The organism is Haemophilus sp. HMSC071C11 (assembly GCF_001837655.1).
Taxonomy (GTDB): Bacteria; Pseudomonadota; Gammaproteobacteria; order Enterobacterales; family Pasteurellaceae; genus Haemophilus; species Haemophilus influenzae.
The window spans coordinates 61828-82397 of sequence record NZ_KV833404.1 but is presented as its reverse complement, the minus strand read 5'-3'; the positions used below and the strand labels follow the sequence as shown (position 1 = coordinate 82397).

Here is a 20570-nt window from a genome sequence, read left to right as displayed (position 1 = left end):
TTCTAACCTTTTTGATAGGAATCTAAGTGACGTAATACGGTTTCTTTCGCTTGTTGAGGTTGCAAACTATCCAGCCATTGTATTGGTGTTTTCCAGCCGCGCAGCCAAGTGAGCTGGCGTTTAGCTAGCTGGCGAGTTGCACAAATACCACGGAAAATCATTTCTTCGTGATCGTAATCGCCTTGTAAATATTCCCACATTTGACGATAGCCTATACAGCGAATCGACGGTAGATTAATATTTAAATCGCCACGCGCATAAAGTTTTTCCACTTCAGCTTGAAAGCCCAGTTCAATCATTTTATGAAAGCGTTGTTCGATGCGTTCGTGCAAAATATGACGATCTTGCGGCGCAATTGCAAATTGCACAAAATCATAAGGCAAGGCTTCGCCTTTTTCTTCTGTTAGCTCAGTGAGTGATTTTCCCGTGATATAAAAAACCTCTAAAGCACGATTGATTCGTTGAGAATCACTTGGATTAATTCGGGCGGCAGAAATAGGATCGATTTTGGCGAGTTCTGTATGCAATGCTGCCCAACCTTGTTGAGCTGCTTTTTGTTCAAGCTCGGCGCGAATATTTTCATCAGCAGATGGCAAGGGAGAAAGCCCTTCGATTAAGGCTTTGTAATACAACATCGTGCCGCCCACTAGTAACGGAATTTTGCCTTGTGCGGTAATATCCGCCATTTCGCGTAGCGCATCATCGCGGAAATTCATTGCGGAATAGCTTTCTGATGGATCTAAAATATCAATTAAACGGTGAGGCGCAAGGGCAAGTTCTTCTTTTGATGGTTTCGCTGTGCCAATATCCATTCCCTTATAAATAAGAGCTGAATCCACACTAATCACTTCGACTGGAAGTTGGCTTCGTAGTTGAATGGCTAAATCCGTTTTGCCTGAGGCCGTAGGGCCCATTAAAAAAATTGCGGTTGGTTTCATGAAGAATCTAAATTTCGTCTAATAAAGGCTGCCAATTAACAGGTTTGAGTAATTGGGTGAATGCTGTGCGATTTGTTTGCGTGAGTAAACGTTCCGTCTCGCTCAATAAATTGAGTGCATCCGCTAAAGCGTTAAAGGTTTTGCATTCTAATTGTGCGCAAAGTGCGGTTAAAAATGATGATGAATTTTCATCTCTAGTCAGCATTTCCATCACGCATTTTTGTAGATTTTGTGTGCGTAATGCACTTGGCACTTTATTTAAGGTTAAGCGTAATTGTGCTTGATTTTCGATAAATTCAAAGCCAATTTTTTTGAAGTCATCTGAATATTGTTGCCATGCTTGAAATTGTGATTCGGTTAATCGGAACACGATTGGAATCAACAATGGTTGTTGTTCAATCTGTATTTGTTTTAACGCTAGTTGCCATCGCAAGCGTTGTAATTTTTCCAATGAAAGCAAAAAGAAATCTTGGTTCTGTTGTAATAACAACGCACGATTTTCAATAAGTGAAAGGGCTCGTAGATGTGATGAACACTCAATTATTTCAGTTGAGATGATTTTAGCTGTATCTGAAATATTTTGTTGTGCTGTATTCGATATATCCTTTTGCGCTGTAGGCGGTAACGTGCGTAACAATTCAGCATATAAACGTTGCTCAGTTTTACTCGGTGCATCAGAACGGTAATCTCGATAACCAGTACTTACATGATTTGGAAACACTGGTGTGTTAGAAAAGTGCGGTTGATTTTGCTGTGGTTTTTCATGATATTGTGGCGCAAAGCTATTTTGCCCCGCAGCTGCACGATTAGGACGAATGCTGTAATTCGGTTGGGGCTCACGCACCGTATTTTCTTCGTGATTTTCTACCGCACTTTGTTCAGTATGCCAATTAAGCTGTTCTTGATTGTTTAGTGCATGGCTGATGCCTTCGTAAATAAAATCATGAATCAGACGTTGTTGATGAAAGCGTACTTCATGTTTGGTTGGATGAACATTGACATCTACATCGTGCGGGTTTAAATCAATAAACAACACAAACGCAGGATAAGCATCGGTTGGTAAATATTGAGCATAGGCTTGTCGAATAGCATGGCTGATCACTTTATCTCTCACCATTCGACCATTAATATAGCAATAACTTAAATCATTTTGAGTTCGGCTAAAATTTGGTGTAGCTACCCAGCCAGATAAGTGTAAATCATCGTGTTTCCAATCAATTCGTAAGGCATTTTTGACAAAATCATCCCCACAAATAGCAGCGACTCGTTTTAGTTGCTGATTGAGCTGTTCAGCAGGACGATATTGACGGATAATTTTTCCATTATGCGTTAATGTAAATGCTGTGTTGAATTTCGTTAAAGCAATACGACGAATGACTTCATCAATATGCGCAAATTCTGTTTTATCTGTGCGCAAAAATTTTCGGCGGGCTGGCGTGTTGAAAAAAAGATTGGCAACTTCAACTGTTGTGCCGACAGGATGTGATGCGGGTTTGATTGTGGTTTCCATATCACGACCTTGCGCATAAACTTGCCACGCTTCAGTTTGTTCTTCGGTACGAGAAGTAAGGGTTAGGCGTGATACGGAACTGATACTAGCTAATGCCTCGCCACGAAAACCTAAACTTAAAATCGCTTCGAGATCATCAAGATCGGCTATTTTACTCGTGGCATGTCGTGCCAAAGCGAGGCTTAATTCTTCTTTTGGAATACCACAGCCATTGTCACGAATGCGGATTAAATTTGCCCCACCATTTTCGATATCAATTTGGATTTTATTTGCACCTGCATCAAGGCTATTTTCCACTAATTCTTTTACCACTGATGCAGGGCGTTCTACCACTTCTCCAGCAGCAATTTGGTTAGCAAGTTGTGGGGAAAGAATTTTAATAGGCATTTATTTTTCTCTTAATTTTATTTTTTGTCCTGTAATAACTTTGCCATTTTTTAAATGTGGATTTAGGCTCAATAGTATATTTACTGGAATGTTATATTCCCTCGAAATAGCATAAAGTGTTTGGTTTTTTGTTACTTTATGATAGAGCGGAATTATATTTTTTTGATTATTAGTTTGTGTATTTTTCTCTTTTTTTAAATCTTTATTGGTATTATTTACTAAGCTATTTTGTTTTTTATGAAAATCATTTTCTTTAATTGTTAATGATTTATTTTTTATCTCGACATTATCAGGGATTTTAATACTTTCATTTAGCCAAAGTGTTTTTCTCTTTAATTGATTTAATTTAATAATATCAGAGACTTTTACGTGATATTTATTTGATAAGCTACCTAAACTTTCTCCTTTTTTTACAATATGGCGAATGCCACTGTCTTTAATATTATCTTCATTTATATTTTGTTCTGAAGTGCGGTTATTTTTCCCTGATTTTTTTATATCGTTTTGTTTGATGTTTTGCACTAAATTGTCTTTAACTAAAGTGTTGGTTTTACCGCTATGGAATGCAACTAAGCCTTCATAAATCATATAAGCAATGCGGCGACGATAAGTTTGGGAATTAAGTTTTTTTTCTTCTTCTGAATTGGAAAGAAATCCAGTTTCTACCAACACAGAAGGAATATCTGGCGAACGTAGAACACCCAGACTTGCATGTTGTGGCGTACTGCGACTTAATGTTGTTACTTTAGCAAAATGGTGCAAAATATGTTCGCCTAACACATAGCCTGTACGTTGGCTATGTCCGAATTGCAGATCAAGTACAGTCTGGTCAAGATATTTGTCATTATTGTGTGAAAGCACCTTTCCCGCTCCACCAAGTAATTCCGAGCGTTTTTCATCGTCTTCTAACCATTGACCCATTTCATCATTGGCTCGACGGTTTGACAATACCCAAACAGAAGCCCCGCGACGATCAGGTGATTTAGATGAATCGGCATGAATGGAAATAAGATAATTCGCTTTAAATTTACGTGCGATTTCTGAACGTTCTGGCACGGAAATATAATAATCACTTTTACGCGTTAATACACCACGAAAATGTGGATCTTTATCTAATAAGGCTTTTAATTCTTTTGCAATTGAAAGGGTAACATTTTTTTCATAAATACCTAAATTTCGGCCGATTGCACCAGGATCTTTTCCTCCGTGACCAGGGTCAATTGCAATCGTAATAGGAGCTGCAAAAATAGAAAAGCTAAATGTCGAGAAAAAAAGAAAAAATAAAATTTTAGTTTTCATAAATAAGTTAATTAGAAAATGCGCTTATAATATTTTTACCCAAATTTGTTTGTGCGATTAATTCAATATTTCGTGCATCATCGTAATAATCAATATTCACTAAAATATCAGCTTCTGGCAATATGCCTTGACCTTTTTCTGACCATTCAATTAAGCAGATGCTATCTGTATTAAAATAATCTCTAATGCCCATAAATTCGAGCTCTTCAGGATCTGCTAGACGATATAAATCAAAATGATAAATCATTTTGCCTGCAATATTGTATTCTTCAACCAGCGTATAAGTTGGGCTTTTTACATTACCTTGATGACCGATGCCTTGCAACATTCCGCGCGTTAGCGTTGTTTTTCCTGCCCCAAGATCACCGTTAAGATAAACCATAATTGCTTTTTCGGTATGCAATTTTAAAAGAATTTCTGCGAATTTTTTGCCGAAGCGAAGCATAGAAAATTCATCAGGGATATATTGAGTTAAGCTTTCCATAACGGGTCATGAATGAAGAAAAATGTGGGCTGATTCTACCGCACTTTTGAGGTTCATAAAAGTGCGGTGAAATTTCTAGGGATTTAATTTTATCATTTTGTGGTCAGCAAATTGCTTGACCAGCTCTGTTATGATTTGACTATTTGGTAAAACTAAATCCGATGCGATTTCAAACAACGGCACAATGACAAACTCACGGTTATGCATATCATAATGGGGAATTATTAAGCGTTCGTTTTGAATAATTTCATTGCCGTAGAGCAAAATATCTAAATCTAACGTGCGTTCGCCCCAGCGACGTAAACGCACTCGACCTTGCTCGTTTTCAATACGTTGTAATTCATCTAATAGCTTGAGCGGACTAAGTTCGGTTTCAATTTTTGCAACGGCATTCACATAATCGGGTTGATCTTGTGGGCCGAGCGGTTTGCTTTTATAAAAAGAGCTCGTCGTTACTAAATGCGTGTTTGGTAACTGACTTATCGCTTTAAGCGCAGCATGTAATTGTTCTACTGGTGTGTTTAAATTGCTACCTAGAGCAATATATGCAGTAATCATATCTCCCCTTACTCTGCTGAACGTGTTATTTTACGACGGCGTGGACGGTAGTATTTTTTCTTTGGTTTAGGATGTAAGCGTTGTTGCTCGTGTATCAACTGTTCGCGCTGTTCACCATTACTAAATTGATATTCGTGCCACCATTTGGCTAATTCAATGGTTTCGCCACCTTCAATTTCTGCACGCATAGCCAGTAAATCAAAGCCAGCACGGAATTTTGGATGTTCCATGGTACGCATTGGTGCTGAGCCAGTACGTTTTAATAATTGCAATTGTAAGAACCAAATGTCACGAATGACCGCAGTATGACGACGTGGTGCAGCCAAAGCACGGCAGAATAAGTCTAAAACTTCATTGCCAGCCAACGCATAAGCATCATGATTATTTAAACCACCTTCATTTTTTAAAATTTCCACTTTTTCGCGCAATGGATACCAGAAAAATGCTGCAAATAAGAATGCAGGATTAATACGAAGTTTATCCGCAACACGTTCATCTGTCGAACTAAGGGCGGTAACGATCATACGTTCTGCAAAGCTATCTTCTTTCTCTGTAAAATATGCGCTTAATGCAGGGAAAAGTTGTTCAAATAAACTATATTGGCGTAATAACCGATAGGTTTTTACCCCTTGTCCTGCCTGCAATAATTTTAAACTTTCGTCAAATAAGCGAGCTGGTGGAATATTTTTTAATAAAGGTGCAAGTTCACGAATTGGCTGTTCACTTGGTTTTTCAAGGAACATATCAAGTTTTGCCATAAAACGAATTGAGCGTAGCATGCGCACAGGATCTTCTTGATAACGTGTAACAGGATCGCCAATTAAGCGTAGCTTGCCTGCTTTGAGATCCTTAATGCCCTCGAAATAATCTCGTAACGTATTATCTTGCGGATTGTAATACAGTGCATTGACCGTAAAATCACGGCGTGCTGCATCTTGTTCGATCGTACCGTAAACATTATCGCGCAGTAACATGCCTTCATTGCTCTGTTTCGCTTGATTTTCATTGCGAGCATCACTGTGATTAGCACGGAAAGTGGCGACTTCAATAATATCTCGACCAAACATAATATGTGCTAAGCGGAAACGGCGACCCACTAAACGACATTGGCGTTGAAAAATGTTTTGGATTTGCTCTGGGCGAGCATTTGTTGCAACATCAAAATCTTTTGGTTTTTTACCGAGCAATAAATCACGGATACATCCACCGACGATATAAGCCTCGAAACCTTGACGTTGCAGTTTTTCCACTACATTGAGAGCATTACGGCTAAAATCACTCGGAGAAATATCAAATTGAGCCGCTTTAATCACATTTTTATCATAGCGACGTGTTTGTTCCGATTTTTTTGCTCGCGCTTTTGGCATTTGGCTATTAGAACGCTCAACTCGTTTAGAATGAGCACTTGTTTTGGCAACCTCTTTTGATTTTTTTGTCTTCTTGCCAAACAAATTTTTGATATAAGTAAGAATAATTTACTCCGTTTTGTTGTTGGAAATAAATGACTTGGCTCTTTTCTTGTAAAGAAAAAGGCAAGTGGATTTTCCTGCATTTTTAAATGCAAAAAAGTGCGGCTAATTTTAACCGCACTTTTGTATTTTTCAATAGAATGAATTAACCAGCGACTTGTTTTTCGCGGATTTCAGCTAAAGTTTTGCAATCAATGCAAAGATCTGCTGTTGGGCGTGCTTCTAAACGGCGGATACCGATTTCCTCGCCACAACAATCGCAGTAACCAAAATCATCGGTATCAAGTTTCTTCAAGGTTGCTTCGATTTTTTTCATTAGTTTACGTTCGCGATCTCGATTACGTAATTCTAGACTAAATTCCTCTTCTTGAGTTGCTCGGTCTGCAGGATCGGGGAAATTGGTTACTTCATCCTGCATATGTGCAACGGTGCGAGAAGCTTCTTCCACGATTTGCTCGTGCCAAGCATTAAGAATTTTTCTGAAATGAAGAATTTGCTCTTCATTCATATATTCTTCATCTTTTTTCATTTGATAAGGCTTAACGCCAGCTAAATTTAGCAAGCTCAATGATTCTCTTGACATCTCTCACTCCTAATACATACAGAATTTAAGCGTGGACTTCACGACTTCCTGTCTTGTTATTTTAGTTTGTTCCTGACAGCTCTTTTAGGAACCCAACTTTTGCGGGCGGTATAAATATCAGAAGTTGTTTGTTTTAGCAAGTAAATTTTCCTGAAAAATTTATTTTTACGATATGGATCGCAAAATTTGAAGCAACCGTTTGCATATTTAAATAAAACTAGCCTAGGCTTAGAGAGACTGGAATTAATCTTTTATAAAAATGAAATTAAACTTAATAACTTTAGCTGTCTTGTTAATTGTCGCGGATTTAACGTTGTTATTTCTACCGCAACCGTTGCTATTGCCTTGGCAAGTTGCTTTCGTTATTGCGCTTGTTTTGATTTTTCTTTTTATTTTCTTGCGTAGAAATTTCTTAGTTAGCCTTGCTTTTTTTGTTGCCTCTCTTGGCTATTTTCATTATTCGGCTTTGAGTTTATTACAACAAGCTCAAAATATTACCGCTCAAAAGCAAGTGGTAACTTTTAAGATTCAAGAAATTTTGCACCAACAGGATTATCAAACGCTTATCGCCACAGCAACATTGGCGAATAATTTGCAAGAACAACGAATTTTCTTAAATTGGAAAGCGAAAGAGGTGCCTCAATTATCGGAAATTTGGCAAGCTGAAATTTCTTTACGTCCCCTTTCTGCACGATTAAATTTCGGTGGGTTTGATCGGCAACAATGGTATTTTTCAAAAGGAATTACGGCGGTTGGAACGGTAAAAAGTGCGGTGAAAATTGCGGATGTTTCATCATTGCGTGCAGAAAAATTGCAACAAGTGAAAAAACAAACAGAAGGGTTGTCCTTACAAGGTTTATTGATTGCCTTAGCTTTTGGTGAACGGGCTTGGCTAGATAAAACCACTTGGTCAATTTACCAACAAAGCAATACCGCGCATCTTATTGCCATTTCTGGCTTACATATTGGGTTGGCGATGGGAATTGGATTTTACTTGGCGCGTGTTGTGCAAGTATTTTTCCCCACCCGTTTTATTCATCCTTATTTTCCTTTAGCTTTTGGTGTTTTATTTGCTTTAATTTATGCGTATTTGGCTGGTTTTAGCGTGCCAACTTTTCGTGCCATTTCAGCACTTGTTTTCGTTTTATTTATTCAAATAATGAGGCGACATTATTCGCCCATTCAGCTTTTTACGGTGGTTGTCGGATTCTTGCTTTTCTGCAATCCATTAATGCCGCTTTCGGTCAGTTTTTGGCTTTCTTGTGGGGCAGTTGGGTGTTTGATCCTCTGGTATCGTTATGTGCCTTTTTCACTTTTTCAATGGAAAAATCGCCCTTTTTCTCCAAAAGTGCGGTGGATTTTGAGTTTATTTCATTTGCAATTTGGGTTATTGCTCTTTTTTACGCCTTTGCAACTTTTTCTATTTAATGGCTTATCGCTGAGTGGATTTTTAGCCAATCTTATGGCGGTTCCAATTTATAGTTTTTTGCTTGTGCCATTAATTTTATTTGCCGTTTTTACTAACGGCACAATGTTTTCTTGGCAACTAGCAAACAAGTTAGCCGAAGGAATTACTGGGTTAATTTCTGTTTTTCAAGGAAATTGGCTCACGGTTTCATTTAATTTAGCATTATTTTTAACCGCACTTTGTGCAGGAATTTTTATGTTAATTATTTGGCGTATTTATCGAGAACCAGAGGCTTCATCATCAACTTGGAAAATTAAACGACCAAGATTTTTTACATTAAATCTCAGTAAACCTTTGCTAAAAAATGATCGAATCAACGTTTTGCGATGTTCTTTCGGCATTATCTTACTGTGTTTTACGATTTTGTTGTTTAAACAATTTAGTAAGCCAACTTGGCAGGTAGATACTTTAGATGTGGGGCAGGGCTTGGCAACGCTGATTGTGAAAAATGGCAAAGGGATTCTTTATGATACGGGTTCTTCTTGGCGAGGTGGAAGTATGGCTGAGTTGGAAATTTTGCCTTATTTACAAAGAGAAGGGATTGTTTTGGAAAAATTGATTTTAAGCCACGACGATAACGATCACGCAGGTGGTGCTTCAACAATTTTAAAGGCGTATCCCAATGTGGAATTAATTACCCCTTCGCAAAAAAATTATGGGGAAAATTACCGCACTTTTTGTACTGCTGGGCGTGATTGGCATTGGCAAGGGTTGCATTTTCAAATACTTTCTCCTCACAACGTTGTGACACGAGCTGATAATCCCCATTCTTGTGTGATTTTAGTCGATGATGGAAAGAATAGCGTTTTGCTAACTGGCGATGCTGAAGCAAAAAATGAGCAAATTTTTGCCCGCACTTTAGGCAAAATCGATGTGTTGCAAGTGGGGCATCATGGGAGTAAAACATCGACAAGTGAATACTTGCTTTCTCAGGTTAGACCAGATGTAGCGATTATTTCTAGTGGACGTTGGAATCCGTGGAAATTCCCTCATTATTCGGTTATGGAAAGGCTTCATCGCTATAAAAGTGCGGTAGAAAATACCGCTGTTTCGGGGCAAGTGCGGGTAAATTTTTTTCAAGACCGATTAGAAATCCAGCAAGCTCGCACAAAATTTTCCCCTTGGTATGCGCGTGTAATTGGATTATCAAAGGAATAAAAGGTACAATGCACGCAATTTTTACTATTAGATAGCGATTATGCAAGAGCAAAAATTACAAGAAAATGATTTTTCAACCTTACAAACGTTTAAACGTTTGTGGCCAATGATTAAACCTTTTAAAGCGGGGCTTATTGCTTCAGGTATTGCGTTAGTTTTTAATGCATTGGCTGATTCAGGCTTGATTTACTTGTTAAAACCTTTGTTGGACGATGGTTTTGGCAAGGCAAACCATTCATTTTTGAAAATGATGGCTTTTGTCGTCGTTGGGATGATTATTTTACGCGGCATTACCAACTTTATTTCTAATTATTGCTTGGCGTGGGTATCAGGCAAAGTTGTCATGACAATGCGTCGCCGCTTGTTTAAACATTTAATGTTTATGCCAGTGAGTTTCTTTGATCAAAATTCAACAGGGCGTTTACTTTCTCGGATTACTTATGATTCCCAAATGATTGCAAGTTCTTCTTCAGGATCTTTGATTACAATTGTGCGAGAAGGAGCATATATTATTTCGCTATTGGCAGTGATGTTTTATACCAGTTGGGAATTAACAATTGTGCTTTTTATTATAGGTCCAATCATTGCTGTTTTAATTCGTTTGGTATCAAAAATTTTTCGTAGATTAAGTAAGAACTTACAAGATTCAATGGGTGAACTTACGTCTGCTACAGAACAGATGTTAAAAGGTCATAAAGTTGTGCTTTCTTTCGGAGGGCAACATGTGGAAGAAGTACATTTTAATCATGTTAGTAATGATATGCGTCGAAAAAGCATGAAAATGGTGACAGCAAATTCCATTTCTGATCCTGTGGTGCAAGTTATTGCATCTCTCGCATTAGCTACGGTGCTCTATTTAGCTACCACTCCATTGATTGCAGAAGATAATTTGAGTGCAGGCTCATTTACAGTGGTATTTTCTTCAATGTTAGCTATGATGCGTCCGTTAAAATCATTAACTGCGGTGAATGCACAATTTCAAAGTGGAATGGCAGCATGTCAAACGCTATTTGCCATTTTAGATTTAGAGCCAGAAAAAGATAACGGGGCTTATAAAGCAGAACCTGCGAAAGGCGAGTTAGAATTTAAAAATGTGAGTTTTGCATATCAAGGAAAAGATGAACTTGCATTAAATAATATTTCTTTTAGCGTTCCAGCTGGAAAAACCGTAGCTCTAGTGGGACGTTCTGGATCGGGCAAATCAACCATTGCTAATTTAGTGACACGTTTTTACGATATTGAGCAAGGCGAGATTTTACTTGATGGCGTAAATATCCAAGATTATCGTTTATCTAATTTACGTGAAAACTGCGCTGTGGTTTCTCAACAAGTCCATTTATTTAACGATACTATTGCGAATAATATTGCTTATGCAGCACAAGATAAGTATTCTCGCGAAGAAATTATCGCTGCAGCAAAAGCGGCTTATGCTTTAGAGTTTATCGAAAAATTACCGCAAGGTTTTGATACGGTAATTGGCGAAAATGGCGCTAGCCTATCAGGTGGGCAACGTCAGCGTTTAGCGATTGCTCGTGCTTTATTGCGTAATTCGCCAGTATTAATTTTAGATGAAGCTACATCTGCACTAGATACGGAATCAGAACGAGCAATCCAATCTGCATTAGAGGAATTAAAGAAAGATCGCACGGTTATTGTGATTGCCCATCGATTATCTACTATTGAAAATGCGGATGAAATTCTTGTGATTGATCACGGAGAAATTCGTGAGCGTGGCAACCATAAAACATTGCTTGAACAAAATGGTGCCTATAAACAGTTGCATAGTATGCAGTTTACTGGCTAATTTATTGATTATCGAAAACGCGAGTTGAAAAACTCGCGTTATTTTATCCGCACTTATTAGAAAGGATTTTCTATGCCCTTCTGGTATTCCAACTCCAAACTTATTTGGCTCTTATCGCCTTTTTCTTTATTGTTTTGGTTGATTAGCCAACTTCGTCGCGCCTTATTCTCTTTGGGGCTGAAGTCTTCTTATCGCGCACCAAAACCAGTGATAATTGTGGGAAATTTGTCTGTGGGTGGAAATGGCAAAACGCCTGTGGTTGTTTGGCTTGTGGAAGAATTAAAAAAACGAGGTTTGCGCGTAGGTGTGATTTCTCGTGGTTATGGAAGCAAATCTAAAACGTATCCGTTATGCGTTACTGAAAATACGCATCCGATTGAAGGTGGTGATGAACCTGTATTGATTGCTAAACGCACTAATGCTCCAGTCGTGATTTCCCCGAATCGCCAACAAGCGATTGAATTACTCTTAAGCCAAGCAGAGTGCGATATTATTATTTCTGATGATGGTTTACAGCATTATCAATTACAGCGTGATTTGGAAATTGTAGTAATGGACGCTGAACGCGCATTGGGAAATGGTTTTGTATTGCCAGCAGGTCCATTGCGAGAATTACCAAGTCGATTAAAATCCGTAGATTTTGTGATCACTAATGGTGGAAAAAATCAGTATTCAGATGCAGTTATGCGTCTTGTGCCTCATTTCGCGATTAATTTAAAAACCAATGAAAAACGCCAATTAAATGAATTTCAATCAGGTGTTGCCATAGCAGGGATTGGCAATCCACAGCGTTTTTTCACTATGCTAGAAAAGTTAGGGATTCAGTTACAGCAAACTCGAGCATTTCAAGATCATCAACATTTTGAAGCCTCTCAATTAGAAAAACTTGCTGAAAATCAACCGCTCTTTATGACGGAAAAAGATGCCGTAAAATGCCAATCTTTTGCTAAAGATAATTGGTGGTATGTCCCTGTGGATGCAGAAATTATTGAGGCTGAAAAACAACGTGAAAATTTACCGCACTTTTGGAGCAAAATAGACAAACTTGTGGCGCAATATAGAAATGGCTGAAAAGATTAATCCCAAGTTGTTTTGATTGCTTGCCGATAAAGCTGAAATATTAAAGAATAAGGAATAAACTATGTCATTTACCGTGATTATCCCCGCTCGTTTTGCATCAAGTCGTTTGCCTGGAAAACCTCTTGCTGATATTGTGGGTAAGCCAATGATTCAACATGTATTTGAGAAAGCATTGCAGTCTGGGGCGAGCCGAGTGATTATTGCCACCGATAATGAAAATGTTGCTGATGTTGCCAAAAGTTTTGGTGCTGAAGTCTGTATGACTTCGGTTAATCATAATTCTGGTACAGAGCGTTTAGCGGAAGTTGTAGAAAAATTAGCGATTCCCGACAATGAAATCATTGTCAATATCCAAGGCGATGAGCCTTTGATTCCACCCGTTATCGTGCGACAAGTGGCAGATAATTTAGCAAAATTTAACGTGAATATGGCAAGCCTTGCGGTAAAAATTCATGATACTGAGGAATTATTTAATCCAAATGCAGTGAAAGTATTAACAGATAAAGATGGCTATGTGCTGTATTTTTCCCGTTCGGTTATTCCTTACGATCGTGATCAGTTTATGAATTTACAGGATATTCAGAAAGTACAGCTTTCTGACGCTTACTTACGTCATATTGGCATTTACGCGTATCGTGCTGGTTTTATAAAACAATATGTGCAATGGGCACCGACTCAACTTGAAAATCTAGAAAAACTTGAGCAGCTTCGTGTGTTATATAACGGCGAACGTATTCACGTAGAACTTGCGAAAGAAGTGCCTGCAGTGGGGGTGGATACTGCTGAAGATTTGGAAAAAGTGCGGTTGATTTTGGCGAAGGATTAAATACTTGGCTCCCCCTGCTTGTGGGGGGAGCTGCCGAAGGCTGAGGGGGGATAAATTTAACATCGCAAGCCCCCTTTTGCTCTTTAGGCTCCTTCCCCCGAAAGCAGGGAAGGCAAGATGTCTTTTGTTATTGGTAAAATATTCTATGTTCAATCCCAAAAAATTCCTCGCGGATGTCTCTCACGAACCTGGTGTTTATCGTATGTATGACGATAAAGATCAGGTTATTTATGTTGGGAAAGCAAAGGATTTAAAAAAACGTCTTTCAAGCTATTTTCGTAAAAATCTGAGCAGTAAAAAAACAGAGGCGTTGGTTGCGTCAATTCATCATATTGACACCACGCTAACTTCATCTGAAACGGAAGCTTTACTGCTAGAGCATAATTTCATCAAGCTTTATCAGCCTCGCTATAACGTATTATTGCGTGATGATAAATCCTATCCATTTATTTTATTAACCAAAGAACGCCACCCAAGAATTACTTCTTATCGTGGTTCTAAAAAATTTGCAGGCGAATATTTCGGGCCTTATCCTCACGCAGGGGCTGTGCGTGAAACTTTGTCGCTTTTGCAAAAACTTTTTCCTGTTCGCCAATGTGAAAATTCCGTTTATTCCAACCGCTCTCGTCCTTGTTTGCAGTATCAAATTGGGCGTTGTTCCGCGCCTTGTGTACAGGGATATGTTTCCGATGAAGAATATAATCAGCAAGTTGAATTAGCCCGCTTATTTTTACAAGGCAAAGATCAACAGGTGTTAGATTATTTAATCGGTAAAATGGAGCAGGCAAGCAGAAATTTAGATTTTGAACAGGCTGCTCGTTATCGCGATCAAATTCAGGCTGTGCGTTCGGTTATAGAAAAACAATTTGTATCCAATGAGCGTTTAGATGATATGGATATTATGTCTATCGCTTACCAACACGGGTTAGCCTGTGTACAGGTAATGTTTATTCGTCAAGGAAAAGTGCTAGGCAATCGCAGTTATTTCCCAAAAGTCCCCGCCAATACGGATTTATCGGAACTTACCGAAACTTTTGTGGGGCAATTTTATTTACAAGGTCATCAAGGACGAAGTATCCCGAATAGCATTATTGTGGATCGTCAATTAGCTGAAAAATCAGAGCTTGAGCAACTTCTTAGCGAGCAAGCGGGCAGAAAAGTGACGATTCAAGAAAGCGTAAAAGGCGATAAGAGTAAATACTTACAGCTCGCACAAGTTAATGCTAAAGCGGCTTTAAATGTACAACTTAAACAATCTTCACGAATGTCAGAGCGTTATCAAGCGTTGTGTGATCTGTTAAATCTTCCTGAAATTAAGCGTATGGAATGTTTCGATATAAGCCACACGATGGGAAATCAAACGGTAGCATCTTGTGTTGTTTTTAATAAAGAAGGTCCACTGAAATCTGATTATCGCCGTTTTAATATTGAAGGCATTACTGGCGGAGATGATTATGCTGCGATGGAACAAGCGTTGCAGAAACGTTATGAGCGTGATTTAGAAGAAGATAAAATTCCCGATATTATTTTTATTGATGGTGGAAAAGGGCAGTTAAATCGAGCATTGAACGTGTTCCAACATCTTCAAGTAAAATGGGATAAAAATAGACCGCACTTAATTGGCGTGGCAAAAGGGGTTGATCGTCGAGCAGGGCAGGAAGTACTGATTATCAGCAAACAAGACCGCGAAATTCATTTGCCTGATGATAGTTTGGCATTGCATTTGATTCAACATATCCGTGATGAAAGCCATAATCACGCAATAAGCGGACACCGTAAAAAACGTCAAAAAGCCTTTACACAAAGTGGTTTAGAAACCATTGAAGGAGTGGGAGCTAAACGTCGTCAGGCTTTACTGAAATATCTTGGTGGTTTACAAGGTGTGAAAAAGGCGACCTTAGATGAAATAGCCTCTGTACCGGGCATTTCCCCTAAACTTGCTGAAAGGATTTTTGAAACGCTTAAAAACGACTAATCAATCATTTCTCAAATATAAATAACGATTGCTTTTCGTCATAAAGCCATTATGATCTGTATTTTCGGATTTATTTAACTCAATTATAGGAAAAATTATGTTTGAATGGATTGCAGATCCTGAAGCGTGGATATCACTTGTGACACTTGCGGCTTTAGAGATCGTTTTAGGAATCGACAATATTATTTTTATTAACATCCTAGTTGGACGTTTACCTGAAAGCCAACGCCAGTCTGGTCGTATTATTGGACTTGGTTTAGCAATGCTGACAAGAATTTTACTTTTAATGTCACTTGCTTGGATTATGAAACTTACTGCACCATTATTTACTCTGTTTAATCAAGCAATTTCTGGGCGTGATTTGATTTTATTAATCGGAGGTTTATTCCTGATTATAAAAAGCTTTGGGGAAATTAAAGAGGCAATAAATCATCAAGAACACCATAATTCTGAAAGCAAAAACAAAGTGAGTTATTTTGGCGTATTAATTCAAATTGCAGTGCTAGATATTGTTTTTTCTTTAGATTCTGTGATTACAGCAGTAGGTATGGCAAGCCACCTTCCTGTGATGATTTTGGCGATTATGATTGCCGTGGGGGTGATGATGTTTGCGGCAAAACCAATCGGCAATTTTGTAGATACACATCCAACGTTGAAAATTCTAGCTTTAGCTTTCTTAATTTTAGTCGGAATTAGTTTAATTGCAGAAAGTTTGGATATTCACATCCCGAAAGGTTACATCTATTTTGCAATGGGATTCTCTGTTGTGGTCGAGATGATCAATATTCGAATGAGAAGATTGATGAAATAAATTAGAAGTGCGGTCGATAAAAATAATGTTTTTTATGACCGCACTTTTTCTTTTACTTATTGAAATACACTTTTTTTAGTGCCATCTCTAAACCGCGAAATTCAGCTAGACCTTTTAACCGACCAATGGCAGAGTAGCCAGGGTTGGTTTTTTTACGTAAGTCATCCAACATTTGATGCCCATGATCTGGGCGCATTGGGATTAAACGCGTTTCTCCTTGATTTAATCGACGATATTCTTCATTTAATAAGGCTTTTACCACATTAAACATATCTACGTCTCCTTCTAGATGAGCTGCTTCATGGAAGGTTAGTGGATTATCTTCACGTTGAGTAGAACGTAAATGTGCGAAGTAAATACGATCTGCAAATTGTTCTGTCATTTTTACGAGATCATTATCGGAGCGTACGCCATAAGAACCCGTACACATTGTAAAACCATTTGCTGGTAATGGTTGAGTTTCTACAAACCATTGCATATCTTCAATAGTTGAAACTATGCGCGGTAAGCCTAAGATTGGGCGTGGAGGATCATCTGGATGAATCGCCATTTTGATTCCTACTTCTTGGGCAACAGGTACGATCTCATTTAAAAAATAAGCCAAATGCGTACGGAATTTTTCGGGTGAAATATCTTTATAGCGATCTAATTGAGTTTGAAATTCATCAAGAGTATAACCTTCTTCTGCACCGGGTAAGCCCGCAATAATATTACGCGTTAATTGCGTTATATCTTGCTCTGACATCTTGTCATAATAGGTTCTTGCTGCAACTTGTTCTTCTTGATTATAGGCTTTTTCTGCATCAGGACGTTTTAAAATATGAAGTTCAAATGCTGCGAAAGCGATATGATCAAAGCGCAATGCTTTAGAACCATCTGGTAATTCATAAGCGAGATCAGTACGAGTCCAGTCTAAAACAGGCATAAAATTGTAACAAACAGTGTCAATTCCGCATTGAGCAAGATTGCGAAGAGTTTGTTTATAGTTATTAATCCATTTTTGATAATTTCCAGTCTGAGTTTTAATCTCTTCATGAACTGGTACACTTTCCACTACTGACCAGCTTAAACCAGCATTCTCTATTTCAGTTTTGCGTTTTTTAATTTCTTCGATACTCCACACTTCACCGTTAGGAATATGGTGAAGTGCAGTGACTATACCAGTTGCGCCTGCTTGACGAATATCAGATAAAGAAACAGGATCTTTTGGTCCATACCAACGCCATGCTTGTTCCATTTTTAACTCCTATGTTATTACAAGTATTTAGATACCTACAACAACTGGATTTGTATTGAATAGGTATCCATCAAAATGTGGATCTTCTACATCAGATAATTCAAATAATTTTACTTTTACATTTTCTAAGTGTTGCCACATAGCTTTTCTAGCTTCATTAGCATTTTTCTTTTGAATAGCAGATAAAATTGTTTGATGATCTTCTATCCATAAATGATGATAATCATTTTGTAAAATACGAGAATGTAATTGTGCCCACATCGCACTATTAAAGCGATATTGCCACAATTGTTCTTGTAATTTGACTAACACATCATTTTGTGTAATTTCTGCAAGTGCCAAATGAAAATCTTTGTCTGCACTATAGTCATCTTGATTCTGAGTAAGTAATTCTTTCTCTCGATTCAGTATTTGTTTTAAATTTAAAATATCTTTTTTAGTCGCTTGTAACGCTGCGAATTCAGCAATACTACTTTCTAATAGTTGTCTAGCTTGTAAAAGTTCAAATGGACCTACATCTGGTAAATCTGAATGTTCCATATGTATTGATTCGGGGGTTCTTACTACATAAACGCCTGACCCTTTTTTTACCTCTACTAATTTTTCTACTTCTAACATAACCATTGCTTCTCTAACAATAGTTCTACTTACACCAAATTTTTCAGAAATTTCTCGTTCTGTAGGGAGTTTGTCTCCAATGCTATAAATTCCTTGAGAAATATCTTGTTTTAGCAATTGACCGATTCGGGTATATGTTCTATTTACTATATTTTCCATATTTTTCCTTAAATTGGTATTCCAATTTTTTATTTTTGTGATACGGCTCACAAAAATAGATATTTGGTATTCCAAAAAGAGTTTTTATGTTTCATAATCATATCATAGTTAAACATAACAAGTAATTTTATTCTGTCAATGGCATATAAGGAGTCTAAAAATGAAGGAGCGAATCAAAGCAATATGCTTAGAAAAACCAAACAATGTAGTTGTTAAAGAAGTGCCTTATCCCGAGAAAAGTGATAATGATGTACTTATTCAGGTAGAATCAATGGGGATTTGTGGTTCTGATATTGGTGCATATAGAGGAACTAATCCATTAGTAACTTATCCAAGAATACTTGGGCATGAAATTGTAGGGAGAGTAATTGAAAGTGGAATTGGTATGCCGGATAGGGTGAGGGTTGGAGACCGAGTAATTGTTGATCCTTATGTTTTTTGTGGTCAATGCTATCCTTGTTCAATTGGTAGAACCAATTGTTGTGAATCATTAAAGGTAATTGGTGTTCATATTGATGGAGGTATGCAAGAGGTAATTAGACATCCCGCTCATCTTTTAACTAAAGTCCCAGATAACCTACCGATTCATCAATTACCTTTAGCTGAACCTTTAACAATAGCTTTACATGCTTTACATAGAACAACTTTAAAATCAGGGGAACACATAGTAATTATTGGAGCTGGTGCAATTGGATTAATGGCAGCATTAGCAGCGGTTCAATATGGAGCAATCCCAATTTTAGTTGATATATTAGAACAACGTCTTGAGTATGCAAAATCCTTGGGAATTGAACATATTGTAAATCCGCATAAGGAGGATGACATTAAAAGAATTAAGGAAATTACAAGTGGTCGTATGGCAGAAGTTGTTATGGAGGCATCTGGTGCTAATATTTCTATCAAAAATACTCTGCATTATACCTCCTTTGCAGGAAGAATTGCTTTAACAGGATGGCCAAAAACAGAAACTCCATTACCAACAAATTTAATTACCTTTAAAGAATTGAATATTTATGGTTCTAGAACAAGCAAGGGGGAATTTGAGGAGGCATTGGATATGCTTGCTACTAATAAAATTAATGCATCTCATATCATTACTAAGTGTATCAAATTTGAAGAAATTCCTAGTTTTATTTCTGATTTATCTGATCATCCAGAAAATTATTTAAAAATTAATGCAGTTTTCTAAAAAACATAATCAATAAGGAGAAAGTTATGAAGTCAATTAAAAGCTTAGGTAAATTATTACTTGCTTCAAGTATATTGTTTAGTAGCAGTGCATTTGGAAAAACAATTATTAAGTTAGGACATTATAATTCTGATATACATCCATCACATATTGCATTACAGGAATATTTTAAGAAAACAATTGAAAATGAAACAAATCATAGATATGAGATTAGACTTTATCCTAATAATCAACTTGGCGGTGAAGATCAAATTGTAAATGGATTACGTAATGGCACTATAGAAGCAGGTATTACAGGTTTATTATTGCAAAATGTAGATCCTATTTTTGGAGTTTGGGAATGGCCTTATTTATTTAAGGATAATCAAGAGGCTAAAAAAGTATTGGAATCTCCAATCGCAAATAAAATTGGTCAAAAAATGGAGAAGTATGGAATTAAATTACTTGCCTATGGTATGAATGGATTTCGTGTTATTTCATCTAATAAAAAATTAGAGAAATTTGACGATTTTAAAGGTTTACGTTTAAGAGTTCCGCTGAATTCACTTTTTGTTGATTGGGCTAAAGCAATGAATATAAATCCACAAAGCATGCCGCTCAGTGAAGTTTTTACTGCATTAGAACAAAAGGTAATTGATGGTCAAGAAAATCCGTATATGTTAATTAAAGACTCTGGGTTATATGAAGTACAAAAATATATTATCCAAAGTAACCATATTTTCTCTCCAGGATTATTACAAATTAGCTTAAAAACTTGGAATAAAATTCCAAAAGAAGATCAAATTATTTTTGAAAAAGCAGCTAAATTGTATCAAGAGAAAGAGTGGGAATTAGCAATTAAAACAGAATTAGAAGTTAAAGATTATCTAGCTAAACATGGAAATGAAATTATCGTACCAAGTGAAGCATTTAAAAATGACATGGTGAATGCATCTAAGGTGCTTTATGATAGTTTTTATAAAAAATATGATTGGGCTAAGGATGTAGTCCAAAAAATTAACGAAGCTAAATAATTAA

At 37.3% G+C, this 20570-nt stretch carries 17 protein-coding genes; 8 read left to right on the top strand and 9 right to left on the bottom strand.

Annotated elements, in window-relative coordinates:
- Positions 1-2 precede the first annotated feature (2 nt).
- From miaA to dksA, 7 genes are all read right to left on the bottom strand, one after another.
- Positions 3-938: a tRNA (adenosine(37)-N6)-dimethylallyltransferase MiaA gene (gene miaA / locus HMPREF2644_RS02735; protein ID WP_038440949.1), complete on the bottom strand. Its 936-nt coding sequence runs from the start codon at positions 936-938 to the stop codon at positions 3-5.
- A 7-nt stretch (positions 939-945) separates the two neighbouring features.
- Positions 946-2835: a DNA mismatch repair endonuclease MutL gene (mutL, locus tag HMPREF2644_RS02730; protein WP_005689911.1), complete on the bottom strand. Its 1890-nt coding sequence runs from the start codon at positions 2833-2835 to the stop codon at positions 946-948.
- Complete coding sequence (locus HMPREF2644_RS02725; protein WP_038440953.1) at positions 2836-4134, bottom strand: LysM peptidoglycan-binding domain-containing protein; 1299 nt, start codon at positions 4132-4134, stop codon at positions 2836-2838.
- A gap of 7 nt (positions 4135-4141) precedes the next feature.
- The gene (gene tsaE, locus HMPREF2644_RS02720; protein ID WP_005693857.1) at positions 4142-4618 is read right to left on the bottom strand and encodes a tRNA (adenosine(37)-N6)-threonylcarbamoyltransferase complex ATPase subunit type 1 TsaE; all 477 of its coding nucleotides are present in this window, start codon (positions 4616-4618) and stop codon (positions 4142-4144) included.
- Between the two features lie 75 nt (positions 4619-4693).
- A complete protein-coding gene (folK, locus tag HMPREF2644_RS02715; RefSeq protein WP_011271807.1) occupies positions 4694-5176 on the bottom strand; it encodes a 2-amino-4-hydroxy-6-hydroxymethyldihydropteridine diphosphokinase in 483 nt (160 codons plus the stop codon).
- A gap of 8 nt (positions 5177-5184) precedes the next feature.
- Positions 5185-6543 carry a polynucleotide adenylyltransferase PcnB gene (gene pcnB, locus HMPREF2644_RS02710; RefSeq protein WP_011271806.1) on the bottom strand — a complete coding sequence of 453 codons (1359 nt, stop codon included), beginning with the start codon at positions 6541-6543 and terminating at the stop codon, positions 5185-5187.
- A 247-nt stretch (positions 6544-6790) separates the two neighbouring features.
- Positions 6791-7228, bottom strand: a complete 438-nt coding sequence (gene dksA, locus HMPREF2644_RS02705; protein ID WP_005663236.1) for an RNA polymerase-binding protein DksA — start codon at positions 7226-7228, stop codon at positions 6791-6793.
- A gap of 259 nt (positions 7229-7487) precedes the next feature.
- On the opposite strand from dksA, the gene HMPREF2644_RS02700 reads away from it, so the two are divergent.
- The 6 genes from HMPREF2644_RS02700 (at position 7488) to HMPREF2644_RS02675 (ending at position 16350) form a co-directional block, all read left to right on the top strand.
- Positions 7488-9854, top strand: a complete 2367-nt coding sequence (locus HMPREF2644_RS02700) for a DNA internalization-related competence protein ComEC/Rec2 (protein WP_005663237.1) — start codon at positions 7488-7490, stop codon at positions 9852-9854.
- 40 nt (positions 9855-9894) lie between these two features.
- On the top strand, positions 9895-11658 hold the full coding sequence (gene msbA, locus HMPREF2644_RS02695; protein WP_070828206.1) for a lipid A ABC transporter ATP-binding protein/permease MsbA: 1764 nt from the start codon (positions 9895-9897) through the stop codon (positions 11656-11658).
- Between the two features lie 72 nt (positions 11659-11730).
- Entirely contained in the window at positions 11731-12729 is a 999-nt protein-coding gene (gene lpxK, locus HMPREF2644_RS02690; RefSeq protein ID WP_038440958.1) for a tetraacyldisaccharide 4'-kinase, read from the top strand.
- Between the two features lie 70 nt (positions 12730-12799).
- The gene (gene kdsB, locus HMPREF2644_RS02685; protein ID WP_038440959.1) at positions 12800-13564 is read left to right on the top strand and encodes a 3-deoxy-manno-octulosonate cytidylyltransferase; all 765 of its coding nucleotides are present in this window, start codon (positions 12800-12802) and stop codon (positions 13562-13564) included.
- A gap of 145 nt (positions 13565-13709) precedes the next feature.
- Positions 13710-15539, top strand: coding sequence for an excinuclease ABC subunit UvrC (uvrC, locus tag HMPREF2644_RS02680; protein WP_038440960.1), 1830 nt, complete (start codon positions 13710-13712; stop codon positions 15537-15539).
- Between the two features lie 97 nt (positions 15540-15636).
- Positions 15637-16350: a TerC family protein gene (locus HMPREF2644_RS02675; protein WP_038440962.1), complete on the top strand. Its 714-nt coding sequence runs from the start codon at positions 15637-15639 to the stop codon at positions 16348-16350.
- Between the two features lie 52 nt (positions 16351-16402).
- Here the strand turns inward: HMPREF2644_RS02675 and uxuA are convergent, their stop codons facing one another.
- Both uxuA and HMPREF2644_RS02665 read right to left on the bottom strand, forming a co-directional pair.
- Positions 16403-17587, bottom strand: coding sequence for a mannonate dehydratase (gene uxuA, locus HMPREF2644_RS02670; RefSeq protein WP_011271799.1), 1185 nt, complete (start codon positions 17585-17587; stop codon positions 16403-16405).
- 27 nt (positions 17588-17614) lie between these two features.
- On the bottom strand, positions 17615-18364 hold the full coding sequence (locus HMPREF2644_RS02665) for a GntR family transcriptional regulator (protein ID WP_005687499.1): 750 nt from the start codon (positions 18362-18364) through the stop codon (positions 17615-17617).
- 160 nt (positions 18365-18524) lie between these two features.
- On the opposite strand from HMPREF2644_RS02665, the gene HMPREF2644_RS02660 reads away from it, so the two are divergent.
- Both HMPREF2644_RS02660 and HMPREF2644_RS02655 read left to right on the top strand, forming a co-directional pair.
- Positions 18525-19553 (top strand): zinc-binding dehydrogenase, encoded by a 1029-nt coding sequence (locus HMPREF2644_RS02660; RefSeq protein WP_005667996.1) that lies wholly within the window; start codon positions 18525-18527, stop codon positions 19551-19553.
- A 26-nt stretch (positions 19554-19579) separates the two neighbouring features.
- Positions 19580-20566, top strand: a complete 987-nt coding sequence (locus tag HMPREF2644_RS02655; protein WP_005667998.1) for a DctP family TRAP transporter solute-binding subunit — start codon at positions 19580-19582, stop codon at positions 20564-20566.
- Positions 20567-20570 lie beyond the last annotated feature (4 nt).

Coding starts and splice junctions, on each gene's coding strand:
- HMPREF2644_RS02655 (WP_005667998.1), top strand. CDS start 19,580: ATGAAGTCAATTAAAAGCTTAGGTAAATTATTACTTGCTTCAAGTATA.
- msbA (WP_070828206.1), top strand. CDS start 9,895: ATGCAAGAGCAAAAATTACAAGAAAATGATTTTTCAACCTTACAAACG.
- pcnB (WP_011271806.1), bottom strand. CDS start 6,543: ATGCCAAAAGCGCGAGCAAAAAAATCGGAACAAACACGTCGCTATGAT.
- HMPREF2644_RS02675 (WP_038440962.1), top strand. CDS start 15,637: ATGTTTGAATGGATTGCAGATCCTGAAGCGTGGATATCACTTGTGACA.
- mutL (WP_005689911.1), bottom strand. CDS start 2,835: ATGCCTATTAAAATTCTTTCCCCACAACTTGCTAACCAAATTGCTGCT.
- kdsB (WP_038440959.1), top strand. CDS start 12,800: ATGTCATTTACCGTGATTATCCCCGCTCGTTTTGCATCAAGTCGTTTG.
- lpxK (WP_038440958.1), top strand. CDS start 11,731: ATGCCCTTCTGGTATTCCAACTCCAAACTTATTTGGCTCTTATCGCCT.
- HMPREF2644_RS02725 (WP_038440953.1), bottom strand. CDS start 4,134: ATGAAAACTAAAATTTTATTTTTTCTTTTTTTCTCGACATTTAGCTTT.
- miaA (WP_038440949.1), bottom strand. CDS start 938: ATGAAACCAACCGCAATTTTTTTAATGGGCCCTACGGCCTCAGGCAAA.
- uxuA (WP_011271799.1), bottom strand. CDS start 17,587: ATGGAACAAGCATGGCGTTGGTATGGACCAAAAGATCCTGTTTCTTTA.
- HMPREF2644_RS02665 (WP_005687499.1), bottom strand. CDS start 18,364: ATGGAAAATATAGTAAATAGAACATATACCCGAATCGGTCAATTGCTA.
- dksA (WP_005663236.1), bottom strand. CDS start 7,228: ATGTCAAGAGAATCATTGAGCTTGCTAAATTTAGCTGGCGTTAAGCCT.
- uvrC (WP_038440960.1), top strand. CDS start 13,710: ATGTTCAATCCCAAAAAATTCCTCGCGGATGTCTCTCACGAACCTGGT.
- folK (WP_011271807.1), bottom strand. CDS start 5,176: ATGATTACTGCATATATTGCTCTAGGTAGCAATTTAAACACACCAGTA.
- HMPREF2644_RS02660 (WP_005667996.1), top strand. CDS start 18,525: ATGAAGGAGCGAATCAAAGCAATATGCTTAGAAAAACCAAACAATGTA.
- tsaE (WP_005693857.1), bottom strand. CDS start 4,618: ATGGAAAGCTTAACTCAATATATCCCTGATGAATTTTCTATGCTTCGC.
- HMPREF2644_RS02700 (WP_005663237.1), top strand. CDS start 7,488: ATGAAATTAAACTTAATAACTTTAGCTGTCTTGTTAATTGTCGCGGAT.